This window comes from Streptacidiphilus alkalitolerans (assembly GCF_042511045.1).
In the GTDB taxonomy this organism is placed as follows: Bacteria; Actinomycetota; Actinomycetes; order Streptomycetales; family Streptomycetaceae; genus Streptacidiphilus; species Streptacidiphilus alkalitolerans.
In genome coordinates this window covers 23,530-40,157 of record NZ_JBHEZX010000028.1, presented here as the reverse complement: position 1 = coordinate 40,157, position 16,628 = coordinate 23,530, and the positions used below count along the sequence as shown (strand labels likewise).

Here is a 16,628-nt window from a genome sequence, read left to right as displayed (position 1 = left end):
ATCGATCAATACGTCGTCCGATACCGCCGGGTCGCGCGCCCCGCGTGCGCCCCGGCGGGCCCGGGGCGGCTACGCCTTCATCGCCGGGTACGTGGTCCTGCTGGCCGCCTTCGGGATCGTACCCACGGTCTACGCGATCTACTTCGCCTTCACCAACGCCGACGGCGCCTTCACCGGGCTCGGGAACTTCACCGCCGCCGCCGCGGACTTCCGGTTCCTGCCCGCCGTCGGACATGTGGCGCTCTACCTGCTCTTCTGGCTGGTCTCCCTGGTCGTGCTCGTGGTGGTGCTGGCCCTGGTCCTGCACCGGCTCACCTCGCAGGGCCTGAGCCGGGGCCTACGCTTCCTCTTCTACATCCCCGGCGCGCTGGCGGGGGCGGCGAGCGTGATGGTGTGGCTGTTCATGCTCGACCCCACGGTCAGCCCGGTCAGCTTCCTGCTGCGGGCACTGGGGTTCCCCACCTTCGGCAGTGTCATCGCCCCCGGCCACCTGCCGGTCCTGTTCACCCTCATCGCCTTCTGGACCGGTGTCGGGGGCTGGATCGTGGTGATGTACGGGGCACTGAACAACATCTCCACCGACATCCTGGAGGCCGCCCGGATCGACGGGGCGGGACCGTGGCGGACCGCCCTGCACATCCAGATCCCGCTGCTGCGCAAGTGGATCGTCTACATGGTGATCCTCGCCTTCGCCGGCGGCGCCCAGCTGTTCGTCGAACCGCAGCTGCTCTCCCAGGCCAGTGTCGGCGTGGCCGGCCGGGACTACTCGCTCAACCAGCTGTCCTACGACCTCGCCTTCCAGATGAACAACGTCAACGGCGCCGCCGCGGTGTCCGTCGAGCTGCTCATCGTCGGACTCGTGGTCGCCACCTTCTTCGTCGCACGGTCGGGGTTCTTCGATGCCGAATGACATCAGGTCGCGGCGCCCGCTGACCAAGCTGCTCACCGCCGCACTGCTCATCCTGTTCCTGGTCTTCTTCGTGCTGCCGGTGGTCTGGCTGGTGCTGGCCTCGACCAAGACGGACGACCAGCTGGTGCACAACAACCCGCTCTCCTTCGGCTCCCTGCACGCCCTGCGGGCCAACTGGGACGCGCTGACCGGATTCCAGAACGACGCGATCATGCTGTGGCTGCGCAACTCCGCCCTCTACTCGGGCGTCGCGCTGGTCATCACGCTGGTGGTCGCGGTGCCGGCCGGATACGCCCTGGCGACGACCGAGTTCCGCGGACGGCACACCCTGCTGGTCGCCACGCTGGTGGTGATGCTGATGCCCAACGCCACCCTGGTGGTGCCGTTGTTCCTGGAGGTCAACGCGGTCCACCTGATCGGCTCGATGTGGTCGATCATCCTGCCGTACTCGTTCTACCCGTTCGGCGTCTACCTCACCTACATCTACTTCAGCACCGCCCTGCCCAAGGACCTGCTGGCGGCAGCCCGGATCGACGGCTGCAGCGAGTTCGGGGCCTTCCGCCACATCGCCCTGCCGCTGGCGACCCCGGTGGTGGCCCTGGTCGGCTTCTTCAGCTTCGTGGCCAACTGGACCAACTACTTCCTGCCCTACGTGATGCTCCCCGCGTCGGACCAGATGCCGGTGCAGGTGGGTCTCGGCACCCTGCTCGACAGTGTGCCCTCGTTCAACCCGACCGTGGGCGAGTCCGCCGTCCTGCGCCCCGAACTGGCCCTCGCCACCCTGCTGGCGATCGTTCCGGTGCTGGCCGTCTTCCTGTTCTCCCAGCGCTTCCTGATCGCCGGAATGCTCGCCGGAGCCACCAAGGACTGACCGCGGCGTACCGATCCACCGCACGTCCGATCCGCGCCCGACGCCCGAGGCGCGTCGCCGTGCCGACGCAACCTGCCCAAGGAGATCCCCGCATGCCCCAGAACCCGTCCGGCCCCGCCCCGGCCGACCCCGCCGACGCAGCCAGGACCGTACCGTCGCCACCGGGGATCACCGCCTCGGTCCCGCTGCTCGAACCACCGGGCTGGGCCGTCGCGCAGCGGGAGTTGTTCGACCTGCTCGACCACTCCTGGCGCCGGTTCGCCCGCGACTACACCGGGGAGGACGGCGGTCTCAACTACCGCAACGAGCTGACCTCCCGCGACGGCGCCGACGACTTCTACGAGGTCTTCTTCAACTGGCCCCAGCTCTACCTGCTCGGCGGGGCCGACGACCTGCTGGAGGCCGCCGAGCACCACTGGGAGGGCGTCACCCGGCAACTGACCGAACTGGGCATGCTGAAGGACGAGTACGAGCGCGGCTACGACTGGTTCCACCAGGGCGAGAGCCTGCTGCTGCTCTACTTCCTGTCGATGGCGGCCCCGGAGCGCTGGTCGGAGCGGGCCCTGCGCTTCGCCGAGCTGTACACCGACCCCGCGCACGGCAACTACGACCCCGGGCACCGCATCATCCGCGGCCCGCACAACGGCAGCGACCCGGAGCGCGAAGGGCTGTTCGACGGCGACGCCTACCCCTGGCTGCCCCAGGAGGCCGAGACCTACGGCTACCCGCTGGACTGGCTGCTGTCCCCCGGCTCGCCCACCCCGGACCTGGCGCACGACCCGCGGCTCGGCGAGGAGATGCGCCGCCGGATCGGCTCCGGCGACACCGCTGTCAACCTGGCCGCGGCCGGCCTGGTCCTCAACGCCTGGATCCTGTCCGGCGAGGAGCGCTACCGGGAGTGGATCACCGCGTACGTCGGGGCCTGGCGCGAGCGCGCGGCGGCCAACGGCGGGATCATCCCGGACAACGTCGGCGTCGACGGGCAGGTCGGCAGCCAGCTGGACGGCCGCTGGTACGGGGCGCACTACGGCTGGTCCTGGCCGCACGGCTGGTTCACCATCGGCCCCGCCGCGCTCATCGCGGCGATGGCCGCCGCGACCGCGACCGGCGACGAGGGCTTCCTCGACATGGTCCGGCCCGCCCTGGACGCCGTCATCGCCAACGGCAAGAACATGACCAGCGCCGAGTCGGACACCAGCCAGCGCTCCCGGTGGACCGCCGTGCTGGGCGAGGACGTCGACACCCCCACCCTGCACGTGCCGATGCGCCACAGCGACCGCGGCTGGCACGACTACAACCCGGTGCTCGCCGCCGTACCCACCGCGCTGTGGCACCACAGCGCGCAGGACGCGGACCGCATCCGCCTGGAACGGCTGCGCGAGGCCAGCGGCTACGACTGGCGCACCGTGCGCTCCTTCCGGACCAAGGAGGAGGCCGGCCACGAGGAGCCCTGGCTGGCGTTCCTGGACGGGGACAACCCCGACTACCCGGAGCGGATCCTGGCCGCCGCCCAGGCCCAGATCCGGCACCGGCTGGCGCGGATGGACAAGTACCGCGACCTGGACGTGCCCGAGGCCGACATCCACGTCTGGCAGCAGTCCAATCCCGTGGTCACCGAGGCCCTGGTCCAACTCACCTGGGGCGCACCCCAGGTCCTCTACAACGGCGGGCTGCAGCAGGCCCGGGTGCGCTACTACGACGCCCGTGCCCGCCGCCCTGGACTGCCCCCGCAGGTGGCCGCGCTGGTCACCCGCATCGATCCGGAAGCGACCACGGTCGAACTGGTCAACCTCGACCCGCAGGCCGCCCGGACCGTGGTCGTGCAGGCCGGGGCCTGCGCCGAGCACACCATCCGCAGCGTGCGCCACACCGCCTGCGCGGACTCCTCCTGGATCGGGGGCATGTACGACTACGGGCACGGGGAGCCCACTGTGACCGAGGCGGTCGCGAGCGTCGACGGACCGTGGCTCACCGTCGAACTGCCGGCCTCCTCCCGCGTCCGCCTGGAACTCGACCTGGTCCTGCGCACCCGCACCCCCTCCTACCGCACTCCCTTCGACCCGGCGGGCCGCGGATGACCGCCGAGGTCCCTGCCCCATGCCCGCCGGTGCTCGACTCCCACGTCCACCTGTGGGATCCGCGACAGCTCGACTACCCGTGGCTGCCCGGCACGGTGCTGGACCGCCCCTTCCTCCCCGAGGACCTGGAGCCCCTGCTGCCGTCCGCTGCCGGAGTGGTCTTCGTCGAGGCCGGGCGCGTCCCGCGGCAGGCGGGAGCGGAGGTCGAGTGGATCCGCGACGCGGCCCGCACCCGCCCGTGGATCCGCGGCGCCGTCGCCCATGTGTCGCTCGAAGCCGGGTCCACAACCCGGGATCTGATCAGGCGTCATGGCGAGGACCCCTTCGTGGTCGGGGTGCGCCGCAACATCCAGGACGAGGCGGCCGGCTTCACCGCCGACGAGGAGTTCCGTACCGGCGTACGCCTGCTGGGCGACGCCGGACTGCCCTTCGACGCCTGCGTCCGGGCCGGTCAGCTCGTCGAACTCGACGAACTGGCGGCGGCCTGCCCGCAGACCGCCATCGTGCTGGACCACCTGGGCAAACCGGCGGTCGGCGGCACCGGGGACGCGGCCTGGCGGCGCGCCCTGGAGCAGCTCGGCCGCCACCCCAACCTGGTCTGCAAACTGTCCGGTCTCGCCACCGAGGCCGGGCCGGGGGACGCCTCCCCCGAGCTGCTGCGCCGCTACCTGCGGGTGGCGCTGGAGGTCTTCGGCCCGGACCGCTGCCTGTTCGGCAGCGACTGGCCGGTGCTGACCCAGGCCATCGACTACCGAGGCTGGCTCGACCTGGTGCTCGACGCCCTGGCCGGGCAGTCGGCGCAGGCCGTCGACGCGGTGCTGCGCGGCAATGCCGCCCGGGTCTACCAGCTGCCCGACGATCCCTACGGAAAGGACCTCGCATGAAACGCCTTGCCCAGACCATCCGCCTGCGGCCGGAGAAGCGGGAGGAGTACCTCAAGCTCCACTCCGCCGTCTGGCCCGCCGTCGAGGCGGCCATGTGGGCCGCCAACATCCGCAACTTCAGCATCTTCCTGCGTGAGGACACGCTGTTCGGCTACCTCGAGTACCACGGCGAGGACTTCGAGGCGGACATGGCCCTGCTGGAGGCCGATCCGCAGACCCAGGAGTGGTGGAAGCTCACCGACCCCTGTCAGCAGCCCTGGTCCGACGCCGACCGGCAGTGGTCGGTCATGGACGAGATCTGGCACCAGGACGAGACGAGGCAGTCATGACCGCAGCAGCAACCACCAGGCAGGTCGCCTACACCGGCGCCGGGTCCCTGCGGATCGAGGCGTCCGCCCCGGTCCCGCCGGCGGCCGGACAGGTCCGCATCGACGTGGCCTACACCGGGATCTGCGGCACCGACCTGCACATCTTCCACGGCACGATGGACGGCAGGGTCAACCCGCCCGGTGTCATCGGGCACGAGATGTCGGGCCGGATCGCGGAGCTCGGCCAGGGCGTCGAGGGCTGGGAGGTGGGTGACGCGGTGACCGTCATGCCGCTGGCCCGGTGCGGGGAGTGCCCCGCCTGCCGGGCCGGGCACTCGCACATCTGCCACCGTCTCAACTTCATCGGCATCGACTCCACCGGCTCGATGCAGAACAGCTGGACCGTGCCGGCCGAGACCCTGGTCCGGCTCCCGAGCCGGGTGCCGCTGGACCACGCGGCCCTGGTCGAACCGACCGCCGTCGCCGTCCACGATGTACGGCGTGGCGATGTGCAGCCGGGCGAGAAGGTCGTCGTGGTCGGCGGCGGCCCGGTCGGGGTGCTCATCGCGCTGGTCGCCCGGCACTCGGGAGCCGAGGTGCGGCTGGTCGAACTCGACCCCTTCCGGCGGGAGGTCGCCGAGAAGCTCGGCCTGACCACCCTCGACCCGCGCGGCCAGGACGTCACCGCGGAGGTCGAGGCGTGGACCGGTGGTGCCGGTGCGGCGGTGGCCTTCGAGGTGTCCGGGGCCGCCGCCGGTGTGGCCACCGCCGTGGACGTGCTGGCTGTGCGCGGACGCCTGGTCCTGGTCGCCATCCACTCCGCACCGCGCGAGGTCAACCTGCACCGGTTCTTCTGGCGCGAGCTCACCCTGATCGGCGCCCGGCTCTACGAACGCGACGACTTCGAGACCGCCGTACGCCTGATCGCCGACGGGGACATCACGGTCGGCGCGCTGATCTCGCGGATCAGCCCGCTGGAACAGGCGGGCGAGGCGTTCGCCGCGCTGGAGTCGGGCGGCGGCGTGATGAAGGTCCTGGTCGACTGCCGCAGCACCGAGGGGACGGACGCCCGATGAGCCACACCTTTCCGCAGTCCTTCGACCTGAGCGGCAAGCTGGCCGTGGTCACCGGCGGCCGGCGCGGCATCGGCCTGGGCATCGCCGAGGCCCTGGCCGCCGCGGGCGCCGACATCATCGCGGTCAGCGCGAACCTGGAGCCGACCGGCAGCGAGGTCGAGGCACGGGTCACCAAGCTCGGCCGCGAATGCCGCACCGTCAGGACCGACTTCGCCGACCGCGCCGCCGTCACCGAGCTGGCCGCCGAACTCGGCCGATTGGAACGCCCGGTGGACATCCTGGTCAACAACGCCGGCACGATCGCCCGCGCCCCGGCCGCCCAGCACAGCGACGCCGACTGGGACCATGTCCTGGCCGTCGATCTGAGCAGCCAGTTCGTGCTCACCCGGGAGGTGGGCCGGCGGATGCTGGAGCACGGCAGCGGGAAGATCGTCTTCATTGCGTCGCTGCTCAGCTTCCAGGGCGGCATCACCGTACCCGGCTACGCCGCCGCGAAATCCGGCATCGCCGGGCTGACCCGCGCGCTGGCCAACGAGTGGGCCGGACGCGGGGTCAACGTCAACGCCATCGTGCCCGGCTACGTCGCCACCGACAACACCGCGGCGCTGCGCGGGGATCCGGCCCGGAACGCGGCCATCCTGGACCGCATCCCGGCCGGCCGCTGGGCCGCGCCCGAGGACTTCGCCGGTGCCGCGGTGTTCCTGGCCTCGGCGGCCTCCGACTACGTCCACGGCGCGCTCATCCCCGTCGACGGGGGCTGGCTGGGCCGTTGAGGGACGGGGCGGTGAGGGCCGGGACACGGAGTCCCGGCCCTCACCGTCTTCTACCGCTGCGTCAGCTCAGTTTCCACTGCTGGTTGCTCTGGCCGTTGCAGGTCCACAGCTGGACCAGGGAGCCGTTGGCGGTGGCCGCTCCGCTCACGTCCAGGCACAGGCCGGACTGGACGCCGGTGACAGTGCCGTTGGCGTTGAGGTTCCACTGCTGGTTGGTCTGGCCGTTGCAGCTGTAGATGATCGCCTTGGTGCCGTTGACGGTGCCCTTGGCGTTGGCGTCCAGGCAGAAGGTGCTGCCGCCGATCGTGGTCGTCAGCTCGTTGGACGAGTTGTGCGTCCAGGTCTGGTTGGCCGCGCCGCTGCAGTCCCAGATCTGCTGCTGGGTGCCCAGCGTGGTGGACGAGTTGGGGTCGTCCAGGCACCTGCCCGAACCCACCGCGTGCAGCGCGGTGCCGCTGGGCGGGGTGCTACCGCTGGTGATCCCGGCCTGGGCGATCACCTGCTGGGCCGCGGACGGCCAGTTGGTACCGCTGACCTGGACGTTGCCGGTCAGCACATTGTTGTGCGGGGAGCCCGTGGCGACCTGGGTCGCGCCGCCGTTGTACCAGTTGGTGTCGAAGGTGCTGTCGTTGGTGTTGTTGCCGCCGCTGGCGTTGGTGAAGGCCCATACGCCGGAGTCCTGGATGACGTTGTTCTTGAGGCTGACGTAGCGGGAACCCTCGTCCAGGTAGAGGCCGACGGTGTGCTGGTTGTCGTAGATGTAGTTGCCCTGGAACACCGCGCCGGGGTTGGCCGACAGGTTGTAGAGGCTGCCGCCGTCGTGGAACACCTTCTTGGTGCCGTGGATCAGGTTGTCGGTGACGACCGTGTTCTTCAGGGTCGTGGGTGTGGTGTAGACGGGCTGGTAGTTGTACAGGCCGCGGTTCTGGTAGTCCTGGCTGCCCCCGGCGTCGTTGGCGCCCCAGCCCCAGCCGATGTCGATGCCGTCGTAGGCCAGGTTGGAGACCTCGTTGTGGGTGATGACCGCATGGGTGACATAGGTCGACAGGATGCCGGCCATGTCCTTGTAGTCCTCGGCGACATTGGTGACCAGGTTGTTCTGGAGGGTGATGTCCTGGTTGGTCATCGCCGTGTTGGAGGGGTGGTGGGCGTCCGGCTGCACGCCGCCGACCACGATGCCCGCGCCGGAGTCGTCGGTGAAGGTGCTGCCGGAGACAGTGATGGAGGACGCCCCCAGTCCCAACCCCGAGGCGTGGGCGTCGGCGTCGTTGCCGATGCCCAGACCCACCTGCCCGAGGTGGGTGAAGGTGTCGCCGGTGAAGGTGATGCCCCGAGCCGCGGACACCTGTACGGCGGCCGGCACCTGGCTCCAGCTGTTGCGCGCCGCCTCGAACAGCTGGCAGCCGGACTGGCAGGACGTCATGAAGTCCGAGGGCTGCGAGAAGGTGCGCCCCAGGAAGGTGCCGCTCTGCTGGTCGGCGTAACCGACGGAGGTGCTGGGGGTGAGCCAGGTGGTGTGCTCGAAGGCGACGCCCTGGACGGTGATGTCGTGGGCGGGGCTGGTGTAGCTGCCGCCCACCTGGAGCAGCGAGGTGAGCTGCGGCAGTTCGACGTCGTGGGCGGTGGGCGACCAGCCGGAGGGCGCCTTGTAGTAGAGCTGTCCGGCCGAGGGGTCGAGGTACCACTGGCCGGCGTTCTTGAGGAAGCTGTAGGAGTTCTCCAGCTGCATGCTGCCGCCGGCGAAGGGGCTGGCCAGGGTGTCGTAGCCCCAGTTGTTGTTGTTCCAGGCGGGCTGCTGCATGGTGATGGCGCTGGTGCTGATGCTCTGCACCGGCGCGTAGCGGTCGGTGAAGGAGTTCTGGCTCTCCACCTCGATACGGTTCTGCTGCGGCAGCGCGGCCAGGTAGTTCAGTGCCGGGTTGACGATGGTCATCCCGCTGGCGGTGATCTTGATGTCATTGCGGGAGAGGGATATCGCCGCCCGGGGGGCGAGCGCTCCGTCGACGTACAGCTGCCGCGAGTCGGTGCCGGTCGGGACGGACGCCGCATAGATGTTGTTCGACGCGTCCTTCACCGTCCATCCGGTCACCTGCCGCCCGCCGGACAGCACCGGGTGCGCTCCGGCCGCCGCCTGCCAGACGACCTGGTGGCCGTTGCTCCCGGAGTCCGCGCTGCCGAGCACCAGCGGCGCCGACAGGCGGTAGGTTCCGTCGGCCAACTGCACGACGATGTCGCCGCTCATGTTCCCGTCGGCGGCCTCGACCGAGGCCTTCGCCTGGGCCACCGAGCACGGAGCCGACGCGGAACACGCGGAACCGCTGCCGGACGGGGAGACATACAGGGTGGTCATGGTCGCTGCGTCCGACGACACGGCAGGCAGGGCCACGACGGCGCCGAGGGCGAGCGCCGTGACGAAGGCCGACCCGAGTGCTTTGCGGCGTCGGTGTACGAATGCTGGGAGCACGGTGATTCTTCTTTCCTGGTAGTGGCAGGTGCAACGGGACCCGACCGCCTCCCCGGCCGCGCACGGCGGCCGGGGAGGGAGGGTGCGACTGCCGGGTTCAGCTGCGGTTCCATTTCTGGTTGGTCGCGCCGGTGCAGGTCCACAGCTGCACCAGCGTGCCGTTGGTCGTGCCGTAGGCGCTGGCGTCGAGGCACAGGCCCGACTGGACGCTGGTGACGGTCCCGTCGGAGTTGACGTTCCACTGCTGGTTGGTCTGGCCGTTGCAGTCCCAGATGATCGCCCGGGTCCCGTTGGCCGTGCCCTTGGCCTCGTCGTCCAGGCACTTGCCGCCGTAGATCCGCAGCTCCTTCGCGGAGGTCTGGGTCCACTGCTGGTTGGCGTTGCCGTTGCAGTCCCACAGCTGCAGTTGCGTGCCGTTGGTCTGCGAGGCGTTGGGGACGTCCACGCACCGGCCGCCGTTGGCGCTGCGCAGCGGCGTCGTCGTACCGGTGCCACCACCCCCGCCGCCCGAGGAGCTGCCGTAGCCGGCCGCGGTGACGGTGGCCTGCACGGCGTTCTCGGTGGCGTCCGACGGATAGCCGGCGGTGATCGCACCTTCGAAGAACTCGCCCTGACCGGAGACGCTGTTGTCGCCGCCGGTCCCGAGCAGGATGGAACTGTCCGTCTTCATCGGCGAATACCCGTTGGGAAGGGCCCCGGAGTACGTGGTGGTGAGTCCGCCGGCGGCGGCGTTGCCGTATTTGAGCGTGAAGTTGCTGGTGCCGTTGTTCTTCTCCCAGGCGCTGACGAAGGGGAAGTGCACGCCCTGGTTGTTGGGGTCCTTGTTCGAGCCCGTGTTGGTGTGGTACATGCCGTTCTCCAGGTCGGCCTCGACCCAGGGGCCGGTGCCGGTGCAGCCGCCGAACCAGCAGGCGGTGCCCCAGTAGATGGCGTTCATGGTGGCGTTGCCGGTGTCGGTGTGCGAGTTCTCCCCGCTGCCGTAGTCGAAGCAGCACCACTGGTCGGTGTAGTTGGACGAGGTCACCATGTAGATGCCCTCGGGCTGGGATCCGGTGGGCGCTCCGGAGGCGTGGTCGACCCGGTAGCCGACGCCCTGGGTGACCTTGACGCCGAAGACCTGGTGGCCGGAGGCCGTCACCGGCAGGGCCATGGCATCCGCGCCGACGTCGGCGCCGTTGGCTCCGGGGCCCTTCCAGTAGCCGCCCGAGGAGATCGGCATGTCGTTGTGGCGGGTGGTCTGGTCGTAGATCTTGGTGATGGTGCAGCTGGTCCCCGCACAGAACGAGGTCTGCGAGGCACCGTCCGCGAAGCCGCCGGCCGACAGCAGCCCGATGTCCCGGTAGCTGTGGTCGGAGGCGCGCTGGATCTGGTAGAGCGGGCCGTTGTACGCGGCGAAGAGGGCCCGCGTGGTGGAGTGCGCCGTCACGCACGGCGTGCCGCCGGTGGCGTAGATGTCGCACGGCAGCGGAGCGACAGCGGCTGCCGCCGCCGGGAGGGCCTGGCGGACCGCGGTCGCGTCCGGGCCGGCCGCGACGGCCCGACCTGCGAACACCGCTGCGGCCAGGGCGAGCGTCAGCAGCAGCACAACGATGGGCCTGGCACGGCGTAAGGCCCTGGGTGGGGTGGTGGTGGCGAACAAGGGCTTTCCTTTCCGGGAAGTGACGGGACTGTGCGAGCTGTAACACCTATGTAGCCGCGCCATGATGAGGATTGATCAGTCTCATTGCATGAGGAGACACGCGTCGAAGCTGAGCGCAACCCGGCCGCCCTGGACAGGGGTGCCCGAAGTCCGGGCAAAGAAGCAGGTCATTCACCACAACTCGGCACTTTCCCAGAAATGTGAGCGCTCACATTTCTGAAGACAGCACTGAGGCGTTCTGGGTGGGACGGGATCAGCGGCTGCCGAAATGAGACTGACACATTTGCGCGCCGAACCTCAAGAGGTGCGTCACACCGGGCTTCAGCAACACGGGTCGGTCCCGGCCCGATCCCCTCTGCCGACGCGGTCGGCCCCGGGTAACTTTCACGGCGGGACAGAAAGTCACACCCCACGTGTCACCTGACGACCCGACAACTGCCGATCCTTCAAGCCCGAGGGACCGCACCCGCCGCCGCAACCGGGGGCGACGCGGGTGGCGTACTGGCCTTCACCGGGGTGGGCAGTACTGCCCCGCACCGGAGGTAGTTCCGCCGGGGTCCGCTGCTAGGCTGGGGCCGGATGTTAACGCGCACATCGCACGAGAGGACGGTCGAGGAAATGCTCCTCGATGACGCGTCCGCGGAGTTCCATGAATTCTTCGAACGCCACTATGCCGAACTGGCCCGTCTCGCCCACCTGCTGACCGGCGAGACGGACGCTGCCGACGACCTCGCCGCAGATGCCCTGCTGGCCCTGTGGCAGCATTGGGCGCGGTTTCGCAACACCGATCATCCGCTTGCCTACGCCCGCGGCGTGGTGGCCAACATGGCACGAGGACGGATTCGCAGTGCGGTGCGCGAGCGGCGCCGGGTCGCCCTGTTCTGGTCCCGCGGCCTGGAGCCGGTGCAGGGGCCGGATGTGGAGGCAGTGCTCGAGGTGCGCGCGGCGCTCGCCCGGCTGCCGTTCCGCAAACGGGCGTGCGTGGTCCTGCGCCACTCCTTCGACCTGTCGGAGAAGGACACCGCCGCGGCGCTGGGCATATCGGTCGGCACGGTGAAGAGCCAGACCGCGAAGGGAATGGCGGAACTGGAACGGATACTGGACGACGGAGCGGTCGGGCAACTGGTGACAGGGAGGAGGATCCGGTGAACGAGGAGACCACCCGGCGCCTTCGCCAGGCCGCCGAGGCCCACCAGCCGGATCGTGCGCGGATCCTGGCCCGCATGGAACGCGGTGCGGCCGGCCCGGCCGCTGCTCGCCGCGCGCGGCCGAAGGCACGGTCCTGGCCCAGGGCGGTACTGGCCGCTCTCGTCACCGCCGGCATCCTGACGACCGGTGGTCTCGCCGTCGCCGGCATCGTCGGCTCCCCGGCACCGTCGGCCGCCCCCACCAAGGCCGCCGTCCCACCCCCGACGGCCACCCGCAGCGCGCCGTCGTCGCCGTCGCCCGACAGCACCACCGCCCGTCCCGGCCCGCCCACCGCGACCACCGCTCCGGGCGCCCCGCACCCGACCGCGTCGGCGGGCAGCCGGAGCCAGAGCGGCCCGCTGTGGGCGCAGGGCTCGGTGGACCCGCACAGCACCGTGTACTGGGGCCAGAGCAACCTCGTCCTCAAGACCGCACAGCAGCTCACCTCGCTCACGCTGGAACTGCGCATCGCGGAGACCGGAGGGGTGCAGTACACAGGCACCTGGCGGACGCTGCCCAGCGACGACTTCACCGTCAGCCATCAGCAGATCGGCGGTGCGCTGGTCTACCGCTGGGTCCTCAAGCCGGGTCGCACCGTGCCGGCCGGGCAGTACGAGTTCGCCGCCCAGTACAACCACGCCACCGGGCCGCGCGATGTCACGGGCGACGGCTTCCGCGTCGACGCCCGCGGTCCGAGTGGCCCCAACGCGGTCTGGGGAGGGTTTGCTCCGACCCCGTGACAACGGTGCGGTGGCCGGGCGTCGGTATTTACGTAGTTCTACCGATACTCCCGCACGGACTCCGTGTCGTACATTCGCTACCTGGATCGCCTTTCTGGTTCGCGGAGTCGGACTTGCACGGCCGTCAATGTCATCCATCTGCCGGATTTCCAGATCGGACGGACACGACCACTATGCATCAGCCCTTTGAGAACAGCGCCGCTCAACCCGGGGTCCTCGGCCCGGAGGTGGCCGACCTGCTGGTAGAGCTGTCCGACCAGGCAGATCGCTGGCAGGCGAGCCTGACACAGGCCCAGTCGCAGATCCGGGCCCTGTCCGAGCGTGAGGACGGGCGACGATGTCGGGACCTTGACTGCTCCGTGATGGATCGGGATCAGGCCGCCCTGCTGGTCGCCGACCTGTTGGACCGTGGTGCCCAGCGGATCGCGTATGTCCGCCCTCCTGACTCCTCGCTCCTGGACAAGCGGGAGACCCGTGCGGCGATCTGGGCCAACCCCCGGGTCTTCGCACAGGAGTTGGTGAGCCGTCCGACCGGGACCCTGCGCGTCGTGCCGGGACAGAACCGGATCTCGATAAGGGCCACCTGGACCGAGTTGCACGAGATCGCCATCATCGACGATGCCGTGGCCCTTGTCCCTTCGCTGGGAGGCGACAGCTTCGCGGAGGTCGCGATGGTCCAGCAGCCTTTTGTCGTCCGCCAGTTGTCGCAATTCTTCAACGCCGCCTGGGTGCAGGCGGCCGAACGGTCGGACGCGTTGCAGGCGGGAGCGGAGGCCGACATCAAGCATCGGATCATGCTGCTGCTGGCCGAAGGCGCGAAGGACGAGACCGTGGCCCGCCGCCTGGGCATCTCCTTGCGCACCTGTCGTCGTCATGTTGCCGAGATCCTGGACCAGTTGGGCTCTTCGAGCCGGTTCCAGGCAGGGGTCAGGGCGGCGATGCTGGGCACCCTTCCGGCCCAGCCGCCGGTCTCACCGACCTGACGTCGGACCCGCCGGGACCGGGGGTGCCGGAAGGAATCCGGCGGCTTCCACCTCCCGGGCTGCCTGGTCGACCGCGGTGGGTGCGGTGAGCACGATGCCGTGGAAGCGCGCCGCAGCCATGTCGCCCGCCGCCGCGCGGACCTCACTGTCCTTGGTCCGACTGATCCGCTCCACCTGCTCCGCCAGCCAGTTCCGCTGCCTGGTCGCCACGGGCAGGGCGTGCAGGAGATTGGCTGTTCCGTTCTGGGCCGCGGACAGTACGACCAGCGAGCCGACCGCGTAGCTCCGAGCGGCGGCGATCTCGTCCTCGTCGGGAGGACTGTCGGTGGCGAACCCGTCGAGTTCCTCCCGCAGCGCGGCCAGAGCGGCGCCGAGCCGCGCCGGGCTGGTGTCGAGGTCGAGCGTGAGCAGGCCACGCCCCGGGTGGTCGGCGAGGGAGGTGTGGACGCCGTAGGTCAGGCCCTCCCTTTCCCGGAGGCGTTCGGTGAGACGTGAACCGAAGGAGGCGCCCAGGACCAGGTTGGCCAGGCGCACGGCGGGGTGCCGCGGATCCTCGCCGACGGGTGCCGGGGCCAGCAGTCGGATCTGGACCTGTCGGCTGCCCGGGCGGCTCCTGGCCGCCACACCGCCGGCAGGGACCGGGAGTTCCGGCATGACGGCGGCGGTGTGCGGTCCCGTCCAGGCTTCCAGTGCGTGCTCCGCGGCAGCGACGGCCGCCGCCGGGTCGAGGTCCCCGACCAGCAGGAGGCGGGAACCCCCGGGTACCAGTGCGCGTGCGTGCAGTGCGGCCACATCCGCGTCCTCGACCGCTGCCACGTCCTGGGGCCGGGGCACCTCGTGGGCCAGCGGATGGCCGGGGAAGCAGTGCTCGAGCACGGCCTCCCTGGCGGCGGTGGCGGGCCGCGCGCGATAGGCATGGAGCCGGTGGCCCAACCGGGTCCGGTAGGTCTCCACCTCCTCCGGGGGACGCCGCGGATCGGCAAGCGCGTCCCCGAGGGCCCCCAGCGCCGAGCGGAGCCCGTCGGCGGCGACGGCACCCTGCACAGTGAGCCGTTCGGGGGTCACACTGGCCCGCAGCGATCCGCCGGCCAGGCCGAGCACGGTGTCGAGTGCGGTCCGGTCACGCCGCCGGGTGCTGCCGAGCAGTACGGCTGCCAACACCTCGGCGGTTGCGGCATGAGCGCTGCCCCCACCGCCGAACGGTACGGCCAGCCTCAGCTCGACCACCGGCACCGAGGGACGGCGTACGGCGACGATGCGCAGTCCGCTGGCCGCCGTGTGCTCGACGACGGAGCCCGGGTCGGTGAGGTGCGCGGTCGACACCACCGCGGTGCTGGGAATGTTCATGCTCCGGCTTTCGGACTGGCTCCGGCGGGCTCCCCCGGCGCTTCCGGGAGGACGGTGACCCAGCGCCGGGGCTGCTCGGCCAGTGCCGCCGCAGCCGAGGCGACCTGCGCAGGGGTGATCGCACGGATCCGGTCGGGGAGCTGCCAGGCCAGTTCGGCCCGGCCGTGCAGCAGTTCCAACGCGCCCAGGCGCTGGGCCCGCACGCCCAGCGGATCGAGTGCGCGCACCCAGGACGTCGCCCACTTGGCAGCACGTCCGGCCAGCTGTCCCGGGGTCGGTCCGGTGGCCGCCAACCCTTCCAGCTCCTCGTACACGGCGTCCAGCACGGACCGCAGATCGGCCTCGGGCTGCAGGAACAGGACGAGCGCGAGGACGTCGGGGTCACGGCTCTCGAACGGCGAACCGCCCAGTCCCGTGACCATGCCCAGTTGCGAGACCGAACCGTCACGCCGGAGCAGCCGCTCCTGCAGGACCGAGTCCGGACCGTCCGCCAGCACCTCGGCCAGCAGCAGGACGGCCTGGACCTCGCTGTCCTGCCGGGCCGGGTCCGGGAGCCTCCATCCGGCCGCCAGCGCCTGCACGACGGCACCCGGGTGGTACCGCTCGCGGTGGCGGTCGTCCCCGAGGCGCGGGCCGGCGCCGCGCCGCCCCGGAGCAGCGGCGCCGCCGGGGATCGTGCCGAAGTGACGCTCGGCCAGTTCCCGCACCAGGTCCGGGTCTGCGTCTCCGCACACCACCAGCAGGGCGTTCGCCGGGGTGTAGTACTCCTCGAAGAACGTCCTGCACTCCGCGACCGTCACCGTCCTCAGCCGCTCGACCGCCCCCCAGCCGTCGTGCGCATTGGCGAAGTCGTCGAACATCACCGCCTGGAGGAAGGGGCTGGGCAGCCCGCCGTAGGGGTTGTCGAGGACCTTGCGGCGGATCTCCTGCTCGACCACGGCGACCTGGTTGGCCAGCGCCTCCTCGGTCAGCCGCGGCGCCCGCATCCGGTCCGCCTCCAGGAACAGGGCCAGCTCCAGTGCGCCCGAGGGCAGCACCTGGTAGTAGCTGGTGTGGTCGCGGTGGGTGGTGCCGTTGAAGCTGCCGCCGCAGGCGTTCACGTGCTTTCCGTGCGCGAGCTTCTCCAGGTTCGCGCTGCCCTGGAACATCATGTGCTCGAAGAGGTGCGCGAAGCCCTCGCGGCCCTCGGGCTCGGACCGGTGACCGACGTCGTAGACGACGGCGACGGACACGGCCGGGGCACTGTGGTCGGGGGCGACCAGCACCCGCAGTCCGTTGTCGAGCCGACTGCGGTGCAACGCGCGGGTCCGTACCGGGTCGTGGGGACGCATCCGCTGGACGGTCGGCGGTCCGCTCATCCGTGGGCC

The 16,628-nt window shown here is 70.5% G+C and carries 14 protein-coding genes; 10 read left to right on the top strand and 4 right to left on the bottom strand.

Annotation, left to right across the window (positions count from 1 at the left end; translation table 11 throughout):
- Positions 1–4: 4 nt before the first annotated feature.
- The 7 genes from ACEZDG_RS36585 to ACEZDG_RS36555 all read left to right on the top strand — a co-directional run bounded on the left by ACEZDG_RS36585 (position 5) and on the right by ACEZDG_RS36555 (position 6,900).
- Positions 5–910, top strand: a complete 906-nt coding sequence (locus tag ACEZDG_RS36585) for a carbohydrate ABC transporter permease (RefSeq protein ID WP_380519059.1) — start codon at positions 5–7, stop codon at positions 908–910.
- Positions 900–1,781, top strand: coding sequence for a carbohydrate ABC transporter permease (locus ACEZDG_RS36580; protein WP_380518975.1), 882 nt, complete (start codon positions 900–902; stop codon positions 1,779–1,781). The genes ACEZDG_RS36585 and ACEZDG_RS36580 overlap by 11 nt, the downstream gene beginning before the upstream one ends.
- Before the next feature lie 92 nt (positions 1,782–1,873).
- Complete coding sequence (locus ACEZDG_RS36575; protein WP_380518972.1) at positions 1,874–3,859, top strand: hypothetical protein; 1,986 nt, start codon at positions 1,874–1,876, stop codon at positions 3,857–3,859.
- A gap of 29 nt (positions 3,860–3,888) precedes the next feature.
- On the top strand, positions 3,889–4,743 hold the full coding sequence (locus tag ACEZDG_RS36570) for an amidohydrolase family protein (protein ID WP_380518970.1): 855 nt from the start codon (positions 3,889–3,891) through the stop codon (positions 4,741–4,743).
- Positions 4,740–5,072: an L-rhamnose mutarotase gene (locus ACEZDG_RS36565; protein ID WP_380518967.1), complete on the top strand. Its 333-nt coding sequence runs from the start codon at positions 4,740–4,742 to the stop codon at positions 5,070–5,072. The genes ACEZDG_RS36570 and ACEZDG_RS36565 overlap by 4 nt, the downstream gene beginning before the upstream one ends.
- Positions 5,069–6,127, top strand: a complete 1,059-nt coding sequence (locus tag ACEZDG_RS36560) for a zinc-dependent alcohol dehydrogenase (protein WP_380518965.1) — start codon at positions 5,069–5,071, stop codon at positions 6,125–6,127. The genes ACEZDG_RS36565 and ACEZDG_RS36560 overlap by 4 nt, the downstream gene beginning before the upstream one ends.
- Positions 6,124–6,900 (top strand): SDR family oxidoreductase, encoded by a 777-nt coding sequence (locus ACEZDG_RS36555; protein WP_380518962.1) that lies wholly within the window; start codon positions 6,124–6,126, stop codon positions 6,898–6,900. Before ACEZDG_RS36560 ends, ACEZDG_RS36555 begins: the two co-directional genes overlap by 4 nt.
- A gap of 61 nt (positions 6,901–6,961) precedes the next feature.
- On the opposite strand, the gene ACEZDG_RS36550 is transcribed toward ACEZDG_RS36555, so the two are convergent.
- Positions 6,962–9,250 carry a ricin-type beta-trefoil lectin domain protein gene (locus ACEZDG_RS36550; RefSeq protein WP_380518959.1) on the bottom strand — a complete coding sequence of 763 codons (2,289 nt, stop codon included), beginning with the start codon at positions 9,248–9,250 and terminating at the stop codon, positions 6,962–6,964.
- A 211-nt stretch (positions 9,251–9,461) separates the two neighbouring features.
- Complete coding sequence (locus tag ACEZDG_RS36545; protein WP_380518956.1) at positions 9,462–11,066, bottom strand: arabinofuranosidase catalytic domain-containing protein; 1,605 nt, start codon at positions 11,064–11,066, stop codon at positions 9,462–9,464.
- Between the two features lie 555 nt (positions 11,067–11,621).
- Between ACEZDG_RS36545 and ACEZDG_RS36540 the strand changes: the two genes are divergently transcribed.
- The 3 genes from ACEZDG_RS36540 to ACEZDG_RS36530 all read left to right on the top strand — a co-directional run bounded on the left by ACEZDG_RS36540 (position 11,622) and on the right by ACEZDG_RS36530 (position 13,914).
- Entirely contained in the window at positions 11,622–12,152 is a 531-nt protein-coding gene (locus ACEZDG_RS36540; RefSeq protein WP_380518953.1) for a SigE family RNA polymerase sigma factor, read from the top strand.
- The gene (locus ACEZDG_RS36535) at positions 12,149–12,931 is read left to right on the top strand and encodes a hypothetical protein (RefSeq protein ID WP_380518951.1); all 783 of its coding nucleotides are present in this window, start codon (positions 12,149–12,151) and stop codon (positions 12,929–12,931) included. Before ACEZDG_RS36540 ends, ACEZDG_RS36535 begins: the two co-directional genes overlap by 4 nt.
- 173 nt (positions 12,932–13,104) lie before the next feature.
- Entirely contained in the window at positions 13,105–13,914 is an 810-nt protein-coding gene (locus tag ACEZDG_RS36530) for a helix-turn-helix transcriptional regulator (RefSeq protein ID WP_380518948.1), read from the top strand.
- On the opposite strand, the gene ACEZDG_RS36525 is transcribed toward ACEZDG_RS36530, so the two are convergent.
- Both ACEZDG_RS36525 and ACEZDG_RS36520 read right to left on the bottom strand, forming a co-directional pair.
- Positions 13,903–15,261, bottom strand: a complete 1,359-nt coding sequence (locus ACEZDG_RS36525) for a M16 family metallopeptidase (protein ID WP_380518946.1) — start codon at positions 15,259–15,261, stop codon at positions 13,903–13,905. The two genes, ACEZDG_RS36530 and ACEZDG_RS36525, sit on opposite strands and share 12 nt — an antisense overlap.
- Positions 15,258–16,619, bottom strand: a complete 1,362-nt coding sequence (locus tag ACEZDG_RS36520) for a M16 family metallopeptidase (RefSeq protein ID WP_380518943.1) — start codon at positions 16,617–16,619, stop codon at positions 15,258–15,260. The genes ACEZDG_RS36525 and ACEZDG_RS36520 overlap by 4 nt, the downstream gene beginning before the upstream one ends.
- Between the last annotated feature and the right edge of the window lie 9 nt (positions 16,620–16,628).

What these genes read in the sequence shown, in the direction of transcription:
- ACEZDG_RS36525 (WP_380518946.1), bottom strand. Translation starts at nt 15,261, where the DNA reads ATGAACATTCCCAGCACCGCGGTGGTGTCGACCGCGCACCTCACCGAC.
- ACEZDG_RS36530 (WP_380518948.1), top strand. Translation starts at nt 13,105, where the DNA reads ATGCATCAGCCCTTTGAGAACAGCGCCGCTCAACCCGGGGTCCTCGGC.
- ACEZDG_RS36540 (WP_380518953.1), top strand. Translation starts at nt 11,622, where the DNA reads ATGCTCCTCGATGACGCGTCCGCGGAGTTCCATGAATTCTTCGAACGC.
- ACEZDG_RS36550 (WP_380518959.1), bottom strand. Translation starts at nt 9,250, where the DNA reads ATGACCACCCTGTATGTCTCCCCGTCCGGCAGCGGTTCCGCGTGTTCC.
- ACEZDG_RS36575 (WP_380518972.1), top strand. Translation starts at nt 1,874, where the DNA reads ATGCCCCAGAACCCGTCCGGCCCCGCCCCGGCCGACCCCGCCGACGCA.
- ACEZDG_RS36545 (WP_380518956.1), bottom strand. Translation starts at nt 11,066, where the DNA reads ATGGCGCGGCTACATAGGTGTTACAGCTCGCACAGTCCCGTCACTTCC.
- ACEZDG_RS36520 (WP_380518943.1), bottom strand. Translation starts at nt 16,619, where the DNA reads ATGAGCGGACCGCCGACCGTCCAGCGGATGCGTCCCCACGACCCGGTA.
- ACEZDG_RS36555 (WP_380518962.1), top strand. Translation starts at nt 6,124, where the DNA reads ATGAGCCACACCTTTCCGCAGTCCTTCGACCTGAGCGGCAAGCTGGCC.
- ACEZDG_RS36565 (WP_380518967.1), top strand. Translation starts at nt 4,740, where the DNA reads ATGAAACGCCTTGCCCAGACCATCCGCCTGCGGCCGGAGAAGCGGGAG.
- ACEZDG_RS36560 (WP_380518965.1), top strand. Translation starts at nt 5,069, where the DNA reads ATGACCGCAGCAGCAACCACCAGGCAGGTCGCCTACACCGGCGCCGGG.
- ACEZDG_RS36580 (WP_380518975.1), top strand. Translation starts at nt 900, where the DNA reads ATGCCGAATGACATCAGGTCGCGGCGCCCGCTGACCAAGCTGCTCACC.